The sequence below is a fragment of the Paracoccus zhejiangensis genome, assembly GCF_002847445.1.
In the GTDB taxonomy this organism is placed as follows: domain Bacteria; phylum Pseudomonadota; class Alphaproteobacteria; order Rhodobacterales; family Rhodobacteraceae; genus Paracoccus; species Paracoccus zhejiangensis.
In genome coordinates, this window is sequence record NZ_CP025430.1 from 3,918,645 (window position 1) to 3,937,009 (window position 18,365).

Genomic DNA, 18,365 nt, shown 5'->3' on the forward strand with positions numbered 1-18,365 from the left:
CGATGGCGAAGACCCGCCAGAACTGGACCGCCGAGCCGTGGCAGGACAGCGAGATGCTGGAATGCACCATGGTCATCCCCGAATCGGACAACTGCGCCACCATCGCCTTCCGCCCGCCCTCGGGGGCATGGTTTGACTATCAGCCCGGCCAGTTCCTGACGCTGGACCTGCCGGTGCCGGGCGGGGCGGTGCAGCGGACCTATACCATCTCGTCCTCGCCCTCGCGGCCGCAATCGCTATCGGTCACGGTGAAGGCGCGGCCGGGATCGGTGGGCGGGCGCTGGCTTCTGGACCAGCTGAAGCCGGGGATGCGGCTCAGGGCCTATGGTCCGGCGGGGCAATTCACCTTCCTGCGCCATCCGGCGGCGAAATACCTGTTCATCTCGGCCGGCTCCGGGGCGACGCCCTTGATGTCGATGACCACCTGGGCCTGGGATTCGGGCGAGATGCCCGACATCGTCTATGTCCATGCCGCCCGCAAACCCTCGGAGATCCTGTTCCGCCGCCGGCTCGAGGAATATGCCTCGCGCGTGCCGGGGCTGCAGCTGCGTTTCACCGTCGAGGAGGTCGATGCCTATGCGGTCTGGCCCGGCTATCACGGCAGGCTCAGCCAGATCATGCTGGGGCTGATGGCGCCCGACTATCTTGAACGCGAGGTTTTCTGCTGCGGTCCCGCGCCCTTCATGGCGGCGGTGCGCGACATGCTGGAATCGCTCGGCTTCGATCTGGCCCGCTATCACGAGGAAAGCTTCGATGCCCCGGCGCTGGTCGAGGTGCCGGTCGAGCCCTCGCCACCGCCGGGCGCGGCGCAGATCGAGTTTGCCCTGTCGGGGATCACCGCCGATTGCCAGGGCGATGACACGGTGCTGGCCGTGGCGCGCCAGGCGGGGCTGAACATCCCCTCGGGCTGCCAGTTCGGACTCTGTGGTACCTGCAAAGTGCTGAAGCGCGAGGGCGAGGTGCTGATGGTCCATAACGGCGGCATCTCGGAAGAGGAGATCGCCGAGGGCTATATCCTCGCCTGCTGCGCGCGGCCGCAGGGCCTGGTGTCGGTCGAGGTCTGAGGCGCGCAGGCGATACCCTTATCGCCTAGCGCGCGCCCCAGGTGTCGCTGAGCCGGTAGCCACCGGGCCAGGGATCGGTCGGGTCCAGCATGTGCTGGTGAATCCCGGTGACCCAGCCGCGGCCGCTGATCTCGGGCAGGATCGCCGGAACTTCGCCCAGGATGGTTTCCCCGACGATCCGACCGGTGAAGGTCGAGCCGATCAGCGACACCTGCGTCAGCGTCTCGCCCATCCCCATCTGCCCGCGGGCGGCGAGCAGTGCCATGCGTGCCGACAGCGCCGTGCCAGTTGGCGAGCGATCGATCTTTCCGGGCTGGATCGCCACGGCGGATCGCATCCGCAGGCCCTCGGCATCGCGCTCCAGCGGGCCGGCAAACTGGCAGAACGAGATGTGCCGCCAGTCGGGATTGGTCGGGTGATCGAAACCCAGTGCCTGGGTCGCGGCATTGGTGATCCGCGTACCGAGCCGTGCCAGGTCATGCGCCTCGTCGGGTGTCAGGGCAAAGCCAAGCGCCGCCGCATCGACCATGACGAAGCTGTCGCCGCCAAAAGCCGTGTCCACGGTCAGCGTTCCCAGCCCCTCGACCTCGAGCAGCTGATCCAGCTTCTGCGCGAAGCTGGGCAGGTTCTGCACATGGATCCGCCGGGCCTTGCCGCCCGAGCATTCGGCGCGGACGCGCACCAGCCCTCCCGGTGCCTCGAGGGTAAACTCGGTCACCGGCTCGACCATCGGCAGGATGCCACCGTCCAGCAGCACGGTCGACACGCAGATCGAGTTCGAGCCGGACATGGGTGGGGTGTCCTCGGGCTCCATGATGATGAAGGCCGCCGCCGCCTCGGGATGCTTGGGGGGCACCAGCAGGTTCACATGGCGGAACACCCCGCCGCGCGGCTCGTTCAGGACGAAGTTGCGCAGGGTCTGGTCGCGCGCGATGAAGCGCGACTGATCCCACAGGGTCTCGCCGGGTGGCGGGGCGACGCCGCCCACGATCACGTCGCCGACCTCGCCTTCGGCATGGGCCGAGATCACGTGAACGGTCTTTGTGCTCTGCATGGAGCTACTCCTCTTTCAATCCGAACCTTTCGACGCAGGGGTGTCAGAGGTCCTTCATCAGCCGCAGGGCGTCATAGATGGCGGCATGGGTGTTGCGCGGCGAGACCGCGTCACCGATGCGGAACAGCTGAAAGCTGCCGGACGGATTGCGGGCCAGCGCCTGTGGGCGGCCGGACAGCAGCGCATCGTGATCGACCTCGCCGCCATTGGTCGAATGCGGCTTCAGCGCATGGTAGAGATCGTCCAGCGGAACGGTTGCGTGGTTGACGACGATCTGGTCAAAGCTGCGCTCGGTCCGGTAGTCGCTGTAATCGGTGCCGATGCCGGCGATCAGCCGGTTGCCGTCCTTGCGCACCGTCTTCAGCCGGTAGGTGACGGTAAAGCGCGTCTCCTTGTCCTGCAGCGCGCGCATGTAGGGGACGAGGTTCATGCCCATGACCTCGGGCGCGAAGCTGCGGTCCGGGGTCATGATCTCGACCTGTCCACCCTTCTCGGCGATCATCTCGGCGGCCTGCAGCCCGGCGTGATCGCCCGCATCGTCAAAGACCAGCACGTCACTGCCGCAATCGACATCGCCCGACAGGATGTCCCAGGCCGAGACCACATGGCTCTCGCCGCTTTCAAGACAATCGGTGTCGGCCAGACCGCCGGTGGCGACGATGACCAGATCGGGTTTAGCCTCCAGAACATCCTCGGGTTCCACAAAGTGATTGAACTGAAGGGTGACACCCTTCGCCTCGCATTGGGCCATGCGCCAGTCGATGATCGAGATCATCTCGCGCCGCCGGGGCGAGCGTGCCGTCAGCCGCAATTGCCCGCCGGGCTGCGCCGCCGCCTCGTGAAGGCTGACGCAGTGGCCGCGTTCGGCGGCCACGCGCGCGGCCTCAAGCCCCGCCGGGCCAGCGCCGATGATCATCACCGATTTCGGCTGATCGGCCGGCGGGATGCGATGGGGCATCGACAACTCGCGCCCCGAGGCGGCGTTGTGGATGCACAAAGCCTCGCCGCCCTGATAGATCCGGTCGAGGCAATAGGTGGCGCCGACGCAGGGGCGGATGTCATCCTCGCGACCCTCGGCGATCTTCCGCACGATATGGGGATCGGCCAGATGCGCGCGGGTCATGCCGACCAGATCCAGGAGGCCCGCCGCAACCGCGTGGCGCGCGGTTGCCACATCGGGGATGCGGGCGGCGTGGATGGTGGGCATTCCCAGCTCGGCGCGGACGCGGCCGGCGAAATCCAGATGCGGCGCGGCGCGCATGCCCTGGACCGGGATGACATCGGTCAGCGCTGCATCGGTATGGATGCGCCCGCGGATGACCGAGATATAGTCGATCAGCCCTGCGTCGCGCAGCCGTCGCGCGATCTCCAGCCCGTCGTCGGCGGTCACGCCGCCGGCCTCGGCCTCGTCCACCGCCATGCGGATACCGAGGACGAAATCCGGGCCGACCGCCTTTCGCATCGCGCCCAGCACCTCGGCGCCAAGCCGCATCCGGCTGTCCAGCGTCTGCGGGCCGTATTCGCCCTCGAGCTGGTTGGTCAGCGGCGACCAGAGCTGGTCGATCAGGTGGCCATAGGCCTCGAGCTCGATCCCGTCCATGCCGCCCTCTTTCATCCGTGCGGCGGCCGAGGCGAAATCATCGACGATCCTGGCGAAGTCCCAGTCTTCGGCCAGCTTAGGGAAAGCCCGGTGGGCGGGTTCCTGCAGCCGGGTCGAGCTGAGCGAGGGCAGCCAGTCACCCTTGTTCCAGCCGGTGCGGCGGCCAAGATGGGTCAGCTGGATCATGACCTTGGTGTCATGCTCGTGCAACGCGTCGGTCAGGTCACGGATCCAGGGCACCACCTCGTCGCGATAGGCGAGGATGTTGTTGAAGGCGGGCGGGCTGTCGCGCGACACGATGGCCGATCCCGCCGTCATCGCCATGGCAACCCCGCCCTTGGCCCGCTCGAGGTGATAGGCGCGGTAGCGTTCCTTGGGCAGGCCGTCCTCGCAATAGGCCGGTTCGTGCGGGGTGGTGACGATGCGGTTCTTCAGCACCAGGGACTTCAGCTGAAAGGGCTGCAGCAGGGGGTCTTTGCTCATGGCAGTGGAACCTTCGGAGTGTCGGGTCAATGCAGGGGCAGGCGGCGATAGCGACCGGGGGAGGCGGGATCGTTGAAATGACCCATCGGGCCATGGGTCTGGAAATGTTCGGCCCAGTACCGCAGCGCGTCGCGGTCCAGCGTCACGCCGAGGCCCGGACCCTCGGGCACCGCGACGGTGTCATCGACCTGCCGGAAGGGGCCGTTCTCGATCACGTCGCCGATCTGCCAGCGGAACAGCGATTGCGAGGCCTCGGTGATATGGGGTGTCGCGGCCGAGACATGCAGATAGGCGGCGGTCATGATCCCGAGGTCATTGGAATAGCACCAGAAACCCTTGCCCATGGCCTCGCAGGCGGCGATGAATTTCAGCGTCCGCCCGATCCCGCCGAGCGCGGCGAAGTTGCAGACGAAATAGTCGGGAGCCCCCAGCGCGCAGGCGCGGCGCAGGTCGGGGATATGGGTCGAGAAGGGGATGATGCTGTGCCGGCGCAGCTCGGCCATCTCTTCGAAGGTCGCGACGGGGTCTTCGTAATTGCGGATGTTGAAGGGCTCGAGTTCCCGCAGCAGCCACCTGGCGCTGGTCAGCGAATATTGCATGTTGCTGTCCAGCCGGATCTGGGCCGAGGGTCCAAGCGCCTCGCGCAGCATCGCCACGGTGCGGATCTCCAGCTGCGGATCGCCCTGGATCAACTTGCCCTCGAAGATCGTCGATCCATGGTCGTCGCGCATCCGCAGGCAGTAATCCCGGATCGCCTCGGGTGTCATCTCGCCGCCGGCACCGTTCTGGGCGGGGCGGAACGAGAAATATTCCGAGAACGCGATCCGCTTGCGGACCGCGCCGCCCAGAAGCTGGTAGAGCGGCAGGCCAAGTGCCTTGCCGCGAATGTCCCAGAGCGCAAGCTCGACCGCGCCGAAGGCCACGCTGACGGCGTTCTCTCCGGTATTTGCTGTGATCTGCCAGGGCGGCACGCAGCGCGATTCGCAATCGGCAAGGTCGATGGGATCGGCGCCGATCAGGGCCGGGGCGATCTCGCGCTCGACCACCTCGCCGAAATGCCACCAGGGCGCTTCGCCAAGGCCCACCAGTCCCTCGTCGGTTTCGACCTCGATGATGGATTTCGAGGCACCGGGGTAAAGGCCGCCGGTCCACCAGAAGGGGGCGTCCAGCGGCAGGTTGACATGGGTCACGCGGATATTGGTGATCTTCATGGCCGCCGTCCTCCCCGGAAAAGGCTCCAATTGACACTAGTGTCAGCTACAAGAACGACGATGTCAATTGATTTGACAATAGCGTGATGTTCGGGCAATAGATGTCAATGAACATCATCCAGACCAGCGCGAATCTGACCGGCGAGCCTGACGGGGCAAGACCGTGGCTGGATGCGGCCTACCAGGTCCTGATCACCCAGGGCGTGGACAAGATCCGGATCGCCGCGCTGGCCGAGATGGTTGAGAGCACCCGCACCGCCTTCTATTGGCACTTCGCCGCGCGCGAGGCCCTGCTGGACGGGCTGCTGGAGCGCTGGAAGGCCAAGAATACCGACAATTTCGTGCGGCAGGTCGAGGGCTATGCCGAGACCATCAACGAGGCGGTCTTCAACATGTTCGACTGCTGGCTGAATGCCGATCTGTTCGATGCCCCCTTCGATCTTGCGGTCAGGAACTGGGCCAAGAACGACCCGGCGCTGACTGGCACGCTGGCCGATGCCGACGGCCAGCGGATCGACGCGCTGATCCGCATGTTCAAACGGTTCGGCTATGACGACAAAAGCGCGCTGGTCCGTTCGCACACGGCCTATTTCACCCAGGTCGGCTATATTTCGATGATGATCGTCGACGATCCCGGGGTGCGGATCGACCGGATGCCCGATTACGTCGAGGTCTATACCGGTATTGCCCCCAGCCCGAACGAGATTGCCCGCTTTCGCGGCCGCCATGCCCACCTGCTGAAAGGCTGATCCGACGGCTGCCGCCCTTACATCGACAAATGACTTTCAAAGGAGAACGTGAATATGAAGAATATTCGGCCGCCCTTTACGGATGTCGAGATTGCCACCCAGCCTGACGGATTTTACGAGGGCCAGTCCCTTCCCATCGCCCTCGTCTCGAAGATCGGGATCTCGCTTCTGGTGGTCTGGGCCCTGCTTTTCCCGCTGAACGCGAACCTGATGCTGTCCGAGGTAAATACCGGGCTGCTGAACATCTTCAACGCCTTCTACGTGCTGTCGGTCGGGCTGTTCGCCTGGTTCCTGCTGGTCCTTGCCGTCATTCCCTGGACCGGGCGGCGGCGGCTTGGTCGCGGGGACGAGGCACCCGAGTTCTCCACCTTCTCCTGGTTCGCGATGATGTTTGGCGCGGGTCTTGGTGTCGGGCTTATGGTCTATGCGACCGCCGAGCCGATGGGCCTCTGGGGCTCGAACCCCGAGATCCTGCGCGGCAATGTCGAGCCGAACACCGTCGCGGCGATCGAGACCGCCTATCGCTACAGCTTTATGCATTACGGCTTCCACGCCTGGTCAATCTATGTCGTCACCGGGCTTGCCCTTGCCTATTACAGCTATACGCGGGACATGCCGCTGACCATTCGCTCGGCCCTGACCCCGATCTTCGGACGGGCGCTGAACGGGCCGCTGGGGCATGTCGTGGACATCCTTGGGGTCGTCGCCACCATTCTTGGCGTCGCGGTGACCATCGGTTTCGGTGTCAGCCAACTGGTCGAGGGGGCCTATTCGATCCTCGGCATCGAGTGGCTGCTGCAACCCGGGGAAGATGGCGGCGCGCCGGTGCCTTCATCCGTCGGGCTGATCCTCGCGCTGGTGCTGGTCATGGGCATGTCCATCGCCTCGGCTGTCTCGGGTGTGGGCCGTGGGGTGAAATACCTGTCGAACATCAACCTGGTGCTGTCCTGTGTCCTGCTTGTGGTCTTCGCGATCTTCGGGTCGTTCCTCTTCGCGATGACCACCTATGGCCGGGCGATGGTCGATTACCTGCTGCATTTCCCCGCCCTGTCCTTCGAGGCCTATTCGACCGACAGCGAGCTGGGCAAATGGCAATCGGGATGGACGACCTTCTACTGGGCCTGGTGGATCGCCTTCTCGCCCTTTGTCGGCCTGTTCCTCGCCCGGATTTCCAAGGGGCGGACGATCCGCGAATTCATCCTTGGCGCGGTCATCGCCCCGGCGCTGGTCTGCTTCCTGTGGTTCACACTGCTGGGCGGCACGGCCATCGATCTCGAGCTGCAGGGCGTTGCCAATGGCGCCATCGTCAATGCCTCGCTGACCAACAAGCTGTTCGTCACGCTGCAGATGATGCTGCCCGAGGGGCTGTACCAGGCGGTGGCGGTCATGTCGGTGGTGCTGATCCTGACCTTCCTCGTCACCTCGGCCGATTCCGGCATCCTGGTGATGAACACGATCATGGCCGGCGGCGCGGTGGATACCGGCATCCGCCACCGGATCATCTGGGGCGTACTGCTGACGCTGGTGATCGCGGCGCTGGTCCTGGCCGGGGGCGGGGGCCTTGGCGCGTTGCAGAACGCGATGATCATCGGCGCGCTGCCCTTTGCCTTCGTGATGATCGGCATGTGCCTGTCGCTGGCGAAGGCGCTGTACCGGGATTACCTGCGCGATCGTTACGGCGCGGCGCAGCGCGCCTGACCCGGGATCTTCGCTGGCGGATTTCCGCCGGTCGACCGGAGCGCCTCGTGCGCCCCGGTTTTCCGCGTTCCGCGACGACCGGCCGAGGCATATAGTCCCGCGCCAACGAGAACCATAATATCGAGGCAGTGATGTTGTCCCTCATGCGCGTGCTGGCCATCGCCGGCGTGACCGTCCTTTCGGCCTGTGGCGGCGGGCAGGACCGCAATTACCTCGCCGATCCCTCGGTGACGCAGGCGGGGCTCTATCCGAACGAAACGCCCGAGCTGCGCGCCAGCATCAACCGCTGGTCCAAGCATTACGGCGTGCCGGTGGAACTGGTCCATCGGGTGATCCTGCGCGAATCCGACCATCGCCCCGGCGCGCGCAACGGCCCCTATTACGGGCTGATGCAGATCCTGCCGCAGACCGCGCGGACCATGGGCTACCAGGGCCCGGCCGAGGGGCTGCTGAACGGCGACACCAATCTGCAATACGCGGTGAAATACCTGCGCGGGGCCTACCTGGTCGCGCAGGGTGATCATGACGAGGCCGTGGGCTGGTATGCGCGCGGCTATTACTACGAGGCCAAGCGCATGGGCCTGTTGGAGGAGACCGGGCTGCGGTCCTGATCGCCCCTGCCTGAACCTGCGGGCCAGCGCCGCCTTTGGCGCTGACCCGTTCTTCGGTGATCTGCAGCCCGTCAGACGCCCGCGCCCGGGGGTGCCTTCGCCAGACCTTCACCGCGATCCGCGACATCCACGCCAGCCGCGAAAGCGCCGCTATCCGTGGCCGAGCGCAGCCGCGCCTTGACGCCGTCGCTGGTCAGGGGCACCGGCAGTCCGGCCTGCGCCTGCCACCAGAGCGCGGTCAGGCCCGCGACATGCGGGCAGGCCATCGAGGTGCCGTTCAACGCGACCGTGCCACCGCCGACCTTGGCCGAGATGACGTTGACGCCCGGGGCCGAGAGGATCGGGTTGGTGTTCGAGAAATTGGCGACCGTCAGCCCCTGCGCCCCCTCGGCCAGCGCGCCGACCGAGATCACGTCGAAGGCGGCGGCGGGGACCGAGACGCTGACCTCGAAGTTTGCGCTGATCTGGCGTTCGGATTCGTTGCCGGCCGCGGCAACGACCACGGTGCCGCCATCGAACTGTGCCATCGCCCGGAACATGTCCATGATGGCATCGAAAGCGCGCAGGTTGCCGCGATAGGCCTCGAGCGCGACCGATCCCGCCAGCTCCGCCGGCCAGCCCTGGTCGATCAGCCGCTTGATGAGTCCCGGGAAGTCGAAGCCGAGCGACATCGAGATGACCTTCGCGCCGCCGGCCTGCGCCCATTTCATCCCCTCGAACAGCATTTCCGAACCACCGCTGCCATCGTCACCCAGAACCTTGCCGATCATCGCCTCGGTGATCCCGGGCGCGACGCCGATGCGCAGCCCGCCCACATCGCGCCCGAATATGGTGCCGGCGCAATGGGTGCCGTGCCGGTTGCCATCGGGGGCGCTGTCGGGGCCGCCGGTGAAGTTCTTCATCTGCAGGTTGACGCCGGCAAAGGCCACATGGGTCGGGTCGATGCCGGTATCCAGCACCGCGACCTTCACCCCGGCCCCGTCGAAGGCCGAGACATCCGCGCCAACCGCCTTCACGCCCCAGGTAACGCTGCCGCCACCCGCCGCCGCCGCCGATTCGGTGGGGGTGATCAGCTGGATCGGCATGGACTGGGTGATCGCCCGGACCGAGGGATCGCGTCGCAGGTCGTTCATGTCGTCCTTCGACAGGTCCTCGACCTCGATCGACGGCTTGGGCGGAACCCCGTTGGTCGCGCCCATGACCGGCCCCCGGTCGAGCGTGTCGAAACCGCGACTGCCGGTGGCCATGCGCAGGCCGAAATTGTCATCGCGCACTATGATCGACTTGGTCATGAGTTCTCTCCAGATAACTCGAAATCGGCGGGTGATTCCGCCATTTTGGCGCGTCATTATTATTATTGATAATCATTTTAATTTTCAATTGGATTATCATTATTCAAATATTATATATTTTGACGCGCGGGGACGGGCCTGCTCATGGGCCATCGCGTCCGGCCGCCTGCGGCGATGCGTCGCGCAGGCTCGGCCCCAGACCCGGGCCTTGACCCGGCGCCCCGCATTCGCTAGGGACCGCCGGTGCCCGCACGGGCCGCCGACTGAAAACGACTCAACAAGCAAGAAACGCCGTGTCCGTCCCATCATCGCTTCGGGGGCGCGTCCGGCAAGGAGAAGCGACATGAAACTGCATGAAATCCGCGACAATGATGGCGCGAACCGCAAGAAAAAGCGCGTTGCGCGTGGTCCGGGCTCGGGCAAGGGCAAAACTGCCGGCCGGGGTATCAAGGGCCAGAAATCGCGTTCGGGCGTTGCGCTGAACGGCTACGAGGGTGGCCAGATGCCGCTCTACCGGCGTCTGCCGAAGCGTGGCTTCACCGCGCCGAACGCCAAGAGCTTTGCCGTCGTGAACCTCGGCCAGATCCAGGCCTTCATCGACGCGGGCAAGCTGGACGCCAAGGCTGACGTGACCGAAGACGCGCTGGTTGCCTCGGGCACCGTGCGCCGCAAGCTGGACGGCATCCGCCTGCTGGCCAAGGGTGAACTGAAGGCCAAGCTGAACCTGACCGTCACCGGTGCCTCGAAGGCAGCCATCGAGGCGGTCGAGAAAGCCGGCGGCAAGGTCACCGTGACCGCCCCGGCCAAGGAAGCAGCGGCGGCCGAATAAGCTGTTGAAGGGGGCGCGCGCGCCCCATAGATAGCAAACAGGTTTTCCAAGGCGCCGCCGACCGGGGAACGGTTCGGCGGCGCTGTCATGAGACAGGACGAATAATATGGCGTCAGCCGCAGAACAGATGGCCGCGAACCTCTCTTGGGGGGCTCTGGGCAAGGCCACGGAACTTCGCCAGCGCATCTGGTTCACGATCGGCCTGCTGATCATCTATCGCCTCGGCACCTATATCCCGGTGCCCGGCATCGACGGCGCGGCGCTGCGCAACTTCATGGAACAGGCGCAATCGGGCATCGGCGGCATCCTGTCGATGTTCACCGGCGGTGCGCTGGGGCGGATGGGCGTCTTCGCGCTGGGGATCATGCCCTATATCTCGGCCTCGATCATCGTGCAGCTGCTGACCTCGATGGTGCCTTCGCTGGAACAGCTGAAGAAAGAGGGCGAGCAGGGCCGCAAGAAGATCAACCAGTATACCCGCTATGGCACCGTGGCGCTGGCGCTGTTCCAGGCTTATGGCCTCGCGAAATCGCTGGAGGCCGGTGGTCTGGCGCATGATCCGGGCCTGTTCTTCCAGGCCGCCGTGGTCATCACGCTGGTCGGCGGCACCATGTTCCTGATGTGGCTGGGCGAGCAGATCACCGCCCGCGGCATCGGCAACGGCATCTCGCTGATCATCTTCGTCGGCATCGTGGCGGAAATTCCGGCAGCGCTGGCGAACTTCTTTGCGCAAGGCCGTTCGGGCGCGATCTCGACCCCGGTGATTCTGGGTGTGATCGTGATGGTCGTGGCCGTGATCGCCTTTGTGGTGTTCATGGAGCGCGCGCTGCGAAAGATCCACATCCAGTACCCGCGGCGCCAGGTCGGCATGAAGATCTATGACGGCCAGTCGTCGCATTTGCCGATCAAGGTTAACCCGGCCGGCGTCATCCCGGCGATCTTCGCCAGCTCGCTTCTGCTGCTGCCGGTGACGATCTCGACCTTCTCGGGCAACCAGACCGGCCCGGTCATGTCGACCATCCTGGCCTATTTCGGCCCGGGCCAGCCGCTTTACCTGGTGTTCTTCGCGGCGATGATCGTGTTCTTCGCCTATTTCTACACCCAGAATGTCAGCTTCAAGACCGACGAGGTGGCCGAGAACCTGAAGAATCAGGGCGGCTTCATTCCCGGCATCCGTCCGGGCAAGCGGACCCAGGATTATCTGGACTACGTGGTTAACCGGGTTCTGGTGATCGGTGCCGGCTACCTGGCGGCCGTTTGTCTTCTGCCCGAGATCCTGCGCAGCCAGTGGCAGGTGCCGTTCTACTTTGGTGGGACTTCGGTTCTGATCGTGGTTTCGGTAACCATGGACACGATCAACCAGGTGCAAAGTCACCTGCTGGCGCATCAATATGAGGGCCTGATCGAGAAATCGCAGCTGCGTGGCAAGCGCGGGGGCGGCAAGGACGGGGCGAAGAAAAAGCGGGCGCCCGCCCGCCGCTGAGCACCGGCCGAGGACGCGGAAACGAGAAACTGACCGAGGGGACAGACCATGACCGTCAATATCATTCTTCTGGGGCCGCCGGGCGCAGGCAAGGGCACACAGGCCCGCCGTCTGGTGGAGGAAAGGGGAATGGTTCAGCTGTCCACCGGTGACATGCTGCGCGAGGCCAAGGCCAGCGGCTCGGAGATGGGCAAGCGCGTGGCGGCGGTCATGGACCGGGGCGAGCTGGTGACGGACGAGATCGTCATCGGCCTGATCCGCGAGAAGCTGGCCGAGGGCGGCGTGGGCTTCATCTTCGATGGCTTCCCCCGCACGCTGGGGCAGGCCGATGCGCTTGGCGCGCTGCTGGACGAGACCGGCATGCCGCTGGATGCGGTGATCGAGATGCGCGTCGATGACGAGGCGCTGGTGAACCGCATCACCAAGCGTTTCACCTGCGGCAATTGCGGCGAGGTCTATCACGACGAGACCAAGCCGACCGCGAAGCCGGGTGTCTGCGATGTCTGCGGCTCGACCGACCTGCGCCGCCGCGCCGATGACAACGAGGACAGCCTGAAGACCCGGCTGCTGGAATATTACAAGAAAACCTCGCCGCTGATCGGCTATTACTACGCCAAGGGCAAGCTCAGCACCGTTGACGGCCTGGGCGAGATCGAGGCGGTTGCCGGCGAGATTTCGGCGGTTCTGGACAAGCACTGAACCGCGGGCAGGGGCCGGATGCCGCAATGCGGCGTCCCGGCCTTGACCTTTTTTCGCTTGACCTATATTTGACGACTTCTCGAGAGAGAATCACCCTAATTGACGGGTGGCCCATAGACCGGCCCGAAGGCTAGGCTTTCGGGCCCTTCGTTGTGAAAAAAGGTTCCGGTGCTACGGAACCGCAACCAGGAAGGACAAACGCGTGGCTCGTATTGCTGGCGTCAATATTCCGACGGGGAAACGTGTCCCCATCGCACTGACTTACATTCACGGGATCGGCCCGATGTATGCCACCCAGATCGTGGAAGCGGTCGGCATCGATCCGACCCGCCGCGTCAACGACCTGTCGGATGCCGAGGTTCTGGCCATCCGCGAATACATCGACGCGAACCTGACCGTCGAAGGCGACCTGCGCCGCGAAGTGCAGATGAACATCAAGCGCCTGATGGACCTCGGTTCCTATCGTGGCTTGCGCCACCGCCGCAACCTGCCGGTTCGTGGCCAGCGCACCCACACCAATGCCCGCACCCGCAAGGGCCCGGCGAAGCCGATCGCCGGCAAGAAGAAGTAAGGGGGCAGCATCATGGCACGCGATACTCGTCGTACGAAGAAGAAGGTTTCCAAGAACATCGCCACCGGCGTTGCTCATGTGAACTCGTCGTTCAACAACACCAAGATCCTGATCTCGGACGTGCAGGGCAATGCGATCTCGTGGTCGTCGGCTGGCACCATGGGCTTCAAGGGCTCGCGCAAATCGACCCCCTATGCCGCGCAGATGGCCGCAGAAGACGCGGGCAAGAAGGCACAGGAACACGGCGTCCGCACGCTGGAAGTCGAAGTTCAGGGTCCGGGCTCGGGTCGTGAATCGGCTCTGCGCGCACTGGCCGCTGTCGGGTTCAACATCACGGCAATCCGTGACGTCACCCCGATCGCCCATAACGGCTGCCGCCCGCCCAAGCGCCGCCGCGTCTGATCGCAGACAGTAATTCACCGGGCCGCGCGTTTCGACGCGCGGTTCGGGCATTTTCGTTTCAACCTCGGGCGTTCCCGGCCTTGGTCATGGGCAGGGGACAAGTATGGAGGCACTCGCATGATCCACAAAAACTGGGCAGAGCTGATCAAGCCGACGCAGCTGGACGTGAAGCCGGGCGCCGACGCGACCCGCAGCGCTACTGTCGTCGCCGAACCGCTGGAGCGTGGCTTTGGCCTGACCCTTGGCAACGCGCTGCGCCGCGTGCTGATGTCGTCGCTGCAGGGCGCCGCCATCACCAGCGTGCAGATCGACAATGTGCTGCATGAATTCTCGTCGGTCGCCGGCGTCCGCGAGGACGTGACCGACATCGTCCTGAACCTGAAGGGCGTGACCCTGAAGATGGATGTGGACGGCCCCAAGCGCCTGACCCTGACCGCCAAAGGTCCGGGCGAGGTCAAGGCTGGCGACATCCAGGAAACCGCCGGCATCACCATCCTGAACCGCGACCATGTCATCTGCCATCTGGATGACGGGGCCGAGGTCTCGATGGAACTGACCGTTGCCAATGGCAAAGGCTATGTCGCCGCCGACAAGAACCGTCCCGAGGATGCGCCCATCGGCCTGATCCCGATCGACGCCATCTTCTCGCCGGTCAAGCGCGTCAGCTATGAAGTCACGCCCACCCGCGAGGGCCAGGTGCTGGACTATGACAAGCTGACGATGAAGGTCGATACCGATGGTTCGCTGACCCCGGACGACGCCGTGGCCTATGCCGCGCGCATCATCCAGGACCAGCTGTCGGTCTTCGTGAACTTCGAAGAGCCCGAGGCCGCTCGCTCGCAAGCCGATGATGACGGCCTGGAATTCGATCCGCGCCTGCTGAAGAAGGTGGACGAGCTGGAACTGTCGGTGCGTTCGGCCAACTGCCTGAAGAACGACAACATCGTCTATATCGGCGACCTGATCCAGAAGACGGAAGCCGAGATGCTGCGCACCCCGAACTTCGGCCGCAAGTCGCTGAACGAGATCAAGGAAGTGCTGTCCGGCATGGGCCTGCACCTTGGCATGGATGTCGTGGACTGGCCGCCGGAGAACATCGAAGACCTGGCCAAGCGCTTCGACGACCAATTCTGATTCTGGCCGGGGCGGTCATGCCGCCCCGCCGAACCCCGGGCATCCCGCCCCAAGGAGAGCGGCCCGCACGCATGGGCTGCCAGACAAAGCAAAAGACGTAAAAGGAGACCATCATGCGTCACGCACGTGGCTATCGCCGCCTCAACCGCACCCACGAACACCGCAAGGCGCTGTTCGCCAACATGGCCGGCTCGCTGATCGAGCACGAGCAGATCAAGACCACGCTTCCGAAAGCCAAGGAACTGCGTCCGATCGTCGAGAAGCTGATCACGCTGGCCAAGCGCGGCGACCTGCACGCTCGCCGTCAGGCCGATGCGCAGCTGAAGCAGGATCAGCACGTCGCCAAGCTGTTCGAGGTGCTGGGCGCCCGCTACAAGGACCGTCAGGGTGGCTATGTCCGCATCCTGAAGGCCGGCTTCCGCTATGGCGACATGGCGCCGATGGCGATCATCGAACTGGTCGACCGTGACCCGGCCGCCAAAGGCGCTGCCGATCACGCGCGCACCGAGGCCGAATCGCAGGCCGACGCCGAAGCCTGATCGCTTCGCCAGACCTGAAAAGACCCCGCAGCTTCGCTGGCGGGGTCTTTTTATGACGGAACGTCACGACAGCGGTCAGAACCGCCCAGCCACCTAAACCTGCAGTTGCTGCAACGTTTGCTGGATCTTGGCAGAAATGCGACGCGAGATTATCTGAGGTGCTGAACAGAATTCTCTGGTAAGTCGTTGAAGCCTTGTTAACCTTTCTGGTGTACAGACTTCATCGAGGCTAATTTAGCGTTGCACAGAAAACTTACAATTTGTCTAAAAGGTTATGTCTCCAAGAGCTGATATCAACGCCGCGTTGCGAACGCTTAACCGTCTGACACCCGTCGGGTATTTTGTCGGACTGCACATCCGTTTTGCTGCGCCGCTGATGCAGTTCCAGACATATCCGGAAGAATGGTCCGAATTCTATTCCTCGAACGGATACGCCTTGCGGGACCCGACAATCGCCTGGGGATTGTCGACCACGGGCGCCTGTCGCTGGTCCAACCTGCCGGTGCCCGATCCGTTCAGCATCCTGAAGGATGCGGCGGATCATGGCCTGGTCTACGGCCTGACCACCTCTTACGGGGTGATCGCCTCGCGCACCATCGCCAGCTTTGCGCGCGATGACCGCGAGTTTACGGATGACGAGATTCTGGAAATCTCGGCCACGATACGTCGGCTCCATGCTATCACGGAGCCGCCGGCGAGCCTGACGAAGGCTCAGAAAGAGGCCCTTCGGTGTATTGCGGAGGGCGATCGTCACGCAGCAGCGGCCGCCAAGCTTGGCATCACTGAAAGCGCGTTCAAGGCGAGGCTGATCTCGGTTCGGGAAAGACTGATGGCCCGGACCACGGCCGAGGCGCTTCAGCGAGCCAAAGAATACCGTCTGTTGTAGGGGGATCGTCCATGAGGGACCGCAAGAAACCGGAGAAGGCTGCCCTCAACCCCAGGAGTTGTAACCATGCAGACGACGACACTTTCATTCTCCAATATCCACAACCACGGTGAGCTTTTCGCCAATCTTTTCCGGGCCCGCCGCCAGAGTTTCATCGTTCAGAAAAACTGGGACCTGCCCGAAGCAGAGGGGATGGAGTTCGACCAGTATGACACCCCGCAAAGCCGCTGGGTGGCGATCCATGATCTGGGCCAGGTCATGGCCGGTTTTCGCCTGACGCCGACCACGGCGCGCTGCGGCATTTATTCCTACATGATTCGCGACGCCCAGCAGGGCATTCTGGGCGGCACCATCCCGCAAGAGCTTCTCTATGGTGATGCGCCGCAGGACCCGAATGTCTGGGAATGCACTCGGGTCTTCGTCAGCCACACGATCCCGCAGCAATACCGTCGCACGGTTCACAAGCAGATGGTCGACGCGATGACCGTCACCGCGCGCGAACTGGGCGCGACCAAGCTGATCGCGCTGACCGCTGGCAACTGGTCGCGCTGGTATGGCCGCTGCGGTCTCGAGGCCGAGGCGATCGGGCCGATGCTGACCATCGACGATGGCAAGTTCCAGTGTGTCTCGATCAACCTGGCGGCCAAGCTGCACTAGGCAGGGCGCATCATCTTTGCGCTTCTGGGGATAACAATGTCGCGGCGACGTGATTAGATCACTCTCGCCATGACAGACCTGTTTGACACCATGCCCGAGTCGGGGCGCGCAGAACCCTCTCTGCCGCGCCCGCTCGCCGATCGTATCCGGCCCGCCCGGCTGTCCGAGGTGATCGGTCAGGACCAGGTGCTGGGTCCTGATGGCCCCCTCGGGGCGATGCTTGCCGCGCACAGCCTGTCCTCGCTGATCCTCTGGGGACCGCCCGGGGTCGGCAAGACCACCATTGCCCGGCTTCTGGCCGATGCGACCGATCTGGCCTTCGTCCAGATCAGCGCGATCTTTTCCGGCGTGCCGGAACTGCGCAAGGTCTTTGATGCCGCCAAGCTGCGCCGCCAGCAGGGGCGGGGGACGCTGCTGTTCGTGGACGAGATCCACCGATTCAACAAGGCGCAGCAGGACGGCTTCCTGCCGCATATGGAGGATGGCACCATCCTTCTGGTCGGCGCGACCACCGAGAACCCCTCGTTCGAGCTGAATGCCGCGTTGATGTCGCGCGCGCAGATCATCGTGCTGAAGCGGCTGGAGTTGTCGGACCTCGAGCGTATGGCGCAGCGGGCCGAGGCGGAACTGGGCCGCAAGCTGCCGCTGACCGGCGAGGCACGCGAGGCGCTGTTGGAAATGGCCGATGGCGATGGCCGCGCCTGTCTGAACCTGATCGAGCAGGTGGCGGCCTGGAAGGTCGAGGGCAAGCTGGGCACCGACGCGCTGGCGCAGCGGTTGATGCGGCGGGCGGCCAAGTATGACAAATCCGGGGACGAGCATTACAACCTGATTTCGGCGCTGCACAAATCGGTGCGCGGCTCCGACCCCGATGCCGCGCTTTACTGGTTCGCCCGGATGCTTGAGGGCGGCGAGGACCCGCGCTATCTCGCCCGCCGGCTGACCCGCATGGCGGTCGAGGATATTGGTCTGGCCGATCCGGCGGCGCAGCGCCATTGCCTCGACGCCTGGTCGCTTTACGAACGCCTCGGCAGTCCCGAGGGCGAGCTGGCGCTGGCGCAGGCGGTGATCTATCTGGCGCTGGCGCCGAAATCCAACGCCGGTTACGTCGCCTACAAGGGCGCGCGGGCCGAGGCGCGGCGCACCGGCAGCCTGATGCCGCCAGCCCATATCCTGAACGCGCCCACGAAGATGATGAAGGATCAGGGCTATGGCGCCGGCTATGCCTATGACCATGATGCCGAGGACGGGTTCTCGGGGCAGAACTATTTCCCCGACGGGATGAAGCGGCCGGTCCTCTACAGCCCGGTCGAACGCGGCTTCGAGCGCGAGTTGAAGAAGCGGCTCGACTGGTTCGTGGCGCAGCGGCTGAAGCGCGGCGGTTGACTTTACCCGGCCCTGCG

Annotated in this window: 18 protein-coding genes; 14 read left to right on the forward strand and 4 right to left on the reverse strand. The window is 64.4% G+C overall.

Translation table 11 applies throughout. The annotated features are described in order from the left end of the window. Window positions 1–2 precede the first annotated feature (2 nt). Window positions 3–1,064 (forward strand): hybrid-cluster NAD(P)-dependent oxidoreductase, encoded by a 1,062-nt coding sequence (locus CX676_RS19060; protein WP_101753977.1) that lies wholly within the window; start codon window positions 3–5, stop codon window positions 1,062–1,064. Window positions 1,065–1,089: 25 nt separating this feature from the next. On the opposite strand, the gene CX676_RS19065 is transcribed toward CX676_RS19060, so the two are convergent. The 3 genes from CX676_RS19065 to CX676_RS19075 are packed head-to-tail and all read right to left on the reverse strand — an operon-like array spanning window position 1,090 to window position 5,412. After that, window positions 1,090–2,118, reverse strand: coding sequence for a trans-3-hydroxy-L-proline dehydratase (locus tag CX676_RS19065; protein ID WP_101753978.1), 1,029 nt, complete (start codon window positions 2,116–2,118; stop codon window positions 1,090–1,092). Between the two features lie 43 nt (window positions 2,119–2,161). Continuing rightward, window positions 2,162–4,201, reverse strand: coding sequence for an NADH:flavin oxidoreductase (locus tag CX676_RS19070; RefSeq protein ID WP_101753979.1), 2,040 nt, complete (start codon window positions 4,199–4,201; stop codon window positions 2,162–2,164). Window positions 4,202–4,227: 26 nt separating this feature from the next. Further along, window positions 4,228–5,412, reverse strand: coding sequence for a mandelate racemase/muconate lactonizing enzyme family protein (locus CX676_RS19075; RefSeq protein WP_101753980.1), 1,185 nt, complete (start codon window positions 5,410–5,412; stop codon window positions 4,228–4,230). 107 nt (window positions 5,413–5,519) lie between these two features. Between CX676_RS19075 and CX676_RS19080 the strand changes: the two genes are divergently transcribed. From CX676_RS19080 to CX676_RS19090, 3 genes are all read left to right on the forward strand, one after another. Continuing rightward, window positions 5,520–6,161, forward strand: a complete 642-nt coding sequence (locus CX676_RS19080; RefSeq protein WP_101753981.1) for a TetR/AcrR family transcriptional regulator — start codon at window positions 5,520–5,522, stop codon at window positions 6,159–6,161. A 54-nt stretch (window positions 6,162–6,215) separates the two neighbouring features. Next, window positions 6,216–7,859, forward strand: a complete 1,644-nt coding sequence (locus tag CX676_RS19085; protein WP_101753982.1) for a BCCT family transporter — start codon at window positions 6,216–6,218, stop codon at window positions 7,857–7,859. A gap of 131 nt (window positions 7,860–7,990) precedes the next feature. Beyond that, window positions 7,991–8,470, forward strand: a complete 480-nt coding sequence (locus tag CX676_RS19090; RefSeq protein WP_101753983.1) for a lytic transglycosylase domain-containing protein — start codon at window positions 7,991–7,993, stop codon at window positions 8,468–8,470. Between the two features lie 71 nt (window positions 8,471–8,541). Here the strand turns inward: CX676_RS19090 and CX676_RS19095 are convergent, their stop codons facing one another. Continuing rightward, window positions 8,542–9,762: a S8 family peptidase gene (locus CX676_RS19095; protein ID WP_101753984.1), complete on the reverse strand. Its 1,221-nt coding sequence runs from the start codon at window positions 9,760–9,762 to the stop codon at window positions 8,542–8,544. Between the two features lie 343 nt (window positions 9,763–10,105). Here CX676_RS19095 and rplO point away from each other — a divergent pair, with 343 nt between their 5' ends. The 10 genes from rplO to CX676_RS19145 all read left to right on the forward strand — a co-directional run bounded on the left by rplO (window position 10,106) and on the right by CX676_RS19145 (window position 18,348). Next, on the forward strand, window positions 10,106–10,591 hold the full coding sequence (gene rplO / locus CX676_RS19100) for a 50S ribosomal protein L15 (RefSeq protein ID WP_101753985.1): 486 nt from the start codon (window positions 10,106–10,108) through the stop codon (window positions 10,589–10,591). A 106-nt stretch (window positions 10,592–10,697) separates the two neighbouring features. Next, a complete protein-coding gene (secY, locus tag CX676_RS19105) occupies window positions 10,698–12,074 on the forward strand; it encodes a preprotein translocase subunit SecY (RefSeq protein ID WP_101753986.1) in 1,377 nt (458 codons plus the stop codon). Between the two features lie 48 nt (window positions 12,075–12,122). Then, window positions 12,123–12,773, forward strand: a complete 651-nt coding sequence (locus CX676_RS19110; protein WP_101753987.1) for an adenylate kinase — start codon at window positions 12,123–12,125, stop codon at window positions 12,771–12,773. Between the two features lie 202 nt (window positions 12,774–12,975). Continuing rightward, a complete protein-coding gene (gene rpsM, locus CX676_RS19115; protein WP_101753988.1) occupies window positions 12,976–13,344 on the forward strand; it encodes a 30S ribosomal protein S13 in 369 nt (122 codons plus the stop codon). 12 nt (window positions 13,345–13,356) lie between these two features. Beyond that, window positions 13,357–13,746, forward strand: a complete 390-nt coding sequence (gene rpsK, locus CX676_RS19120) for a 30S ribosomal protein S11 (protein ID WP_101753989.1) — start codon at window positions 13,357–13,359, stop codon at window positions 13,744–13,746. A gap of 117 nt (window positions 13,747–13,863) precedes the next feature. Beyond that, the gene (locus CX676_RS19125) at window positions 13,864–14,880 is read left to right on the forward strand and encodes a DNA-directed RNA polymerase subunit alpha (RefSeq protein ID WP_101753990.1); all 1,017 of its coding nucleotides are present in this window, start codon (window positions 13,864–13,866) and stop codon (window positions 14,878–14,880) included. Between the two features lie 113 nt (window positions 14,881–14,993). Beyond that, on the forward strand, window positions 14,994–15,419 hold the full coding sequence (gene rplQ, locus CX676_RS19130) for a 50S ribosomal protein L17 (RefSeq protein WP_101753991.1): 426 nt from the start codon (window positions 14,994–14,996) through the stop codon (window positions 15,417–15,419). A gap of 274 nt (window positions 15,420–15,693) precedes the next feature. Continuing rightward, complete coding sequence (locus CX676_RS19135; RefSeq protein ID WP_101753992.1) at window positions 15,694–16,305, forward strand: helix-turn-helix transcriptional regulator; 612 nt, start codon at window positions 15,694–15,696, stop codon at window positions 16,303–16,305. A 66-nt stretch (window positions 16,306–16,371) separates the two neighbouring features. Continuing rightward, a complete protein-coding gene (locus CX676_RS19140) occupies window positions 16,372–16,962 on the forward strand; it encodes an acyl-homoserine-lactone synthase (protein WP_101753993.1) in 591 nt (196 codons plus the stop codon). 69 nt (window positions 16,963–17,031) lie between these two features. Next, window positions 17,032–18,348: a replication-associated recombination protein A gene (locus CX676_RS19145; protein WP_101753994.1), complete on the forward strand. Its 1,317-nt coding sequence runs from the start codon at window positions 17,032–17,034 to the stop codon at window positions 18,346–18,348. Window positions 18,349–18,365: the final 17 nt, after the last annotated feature.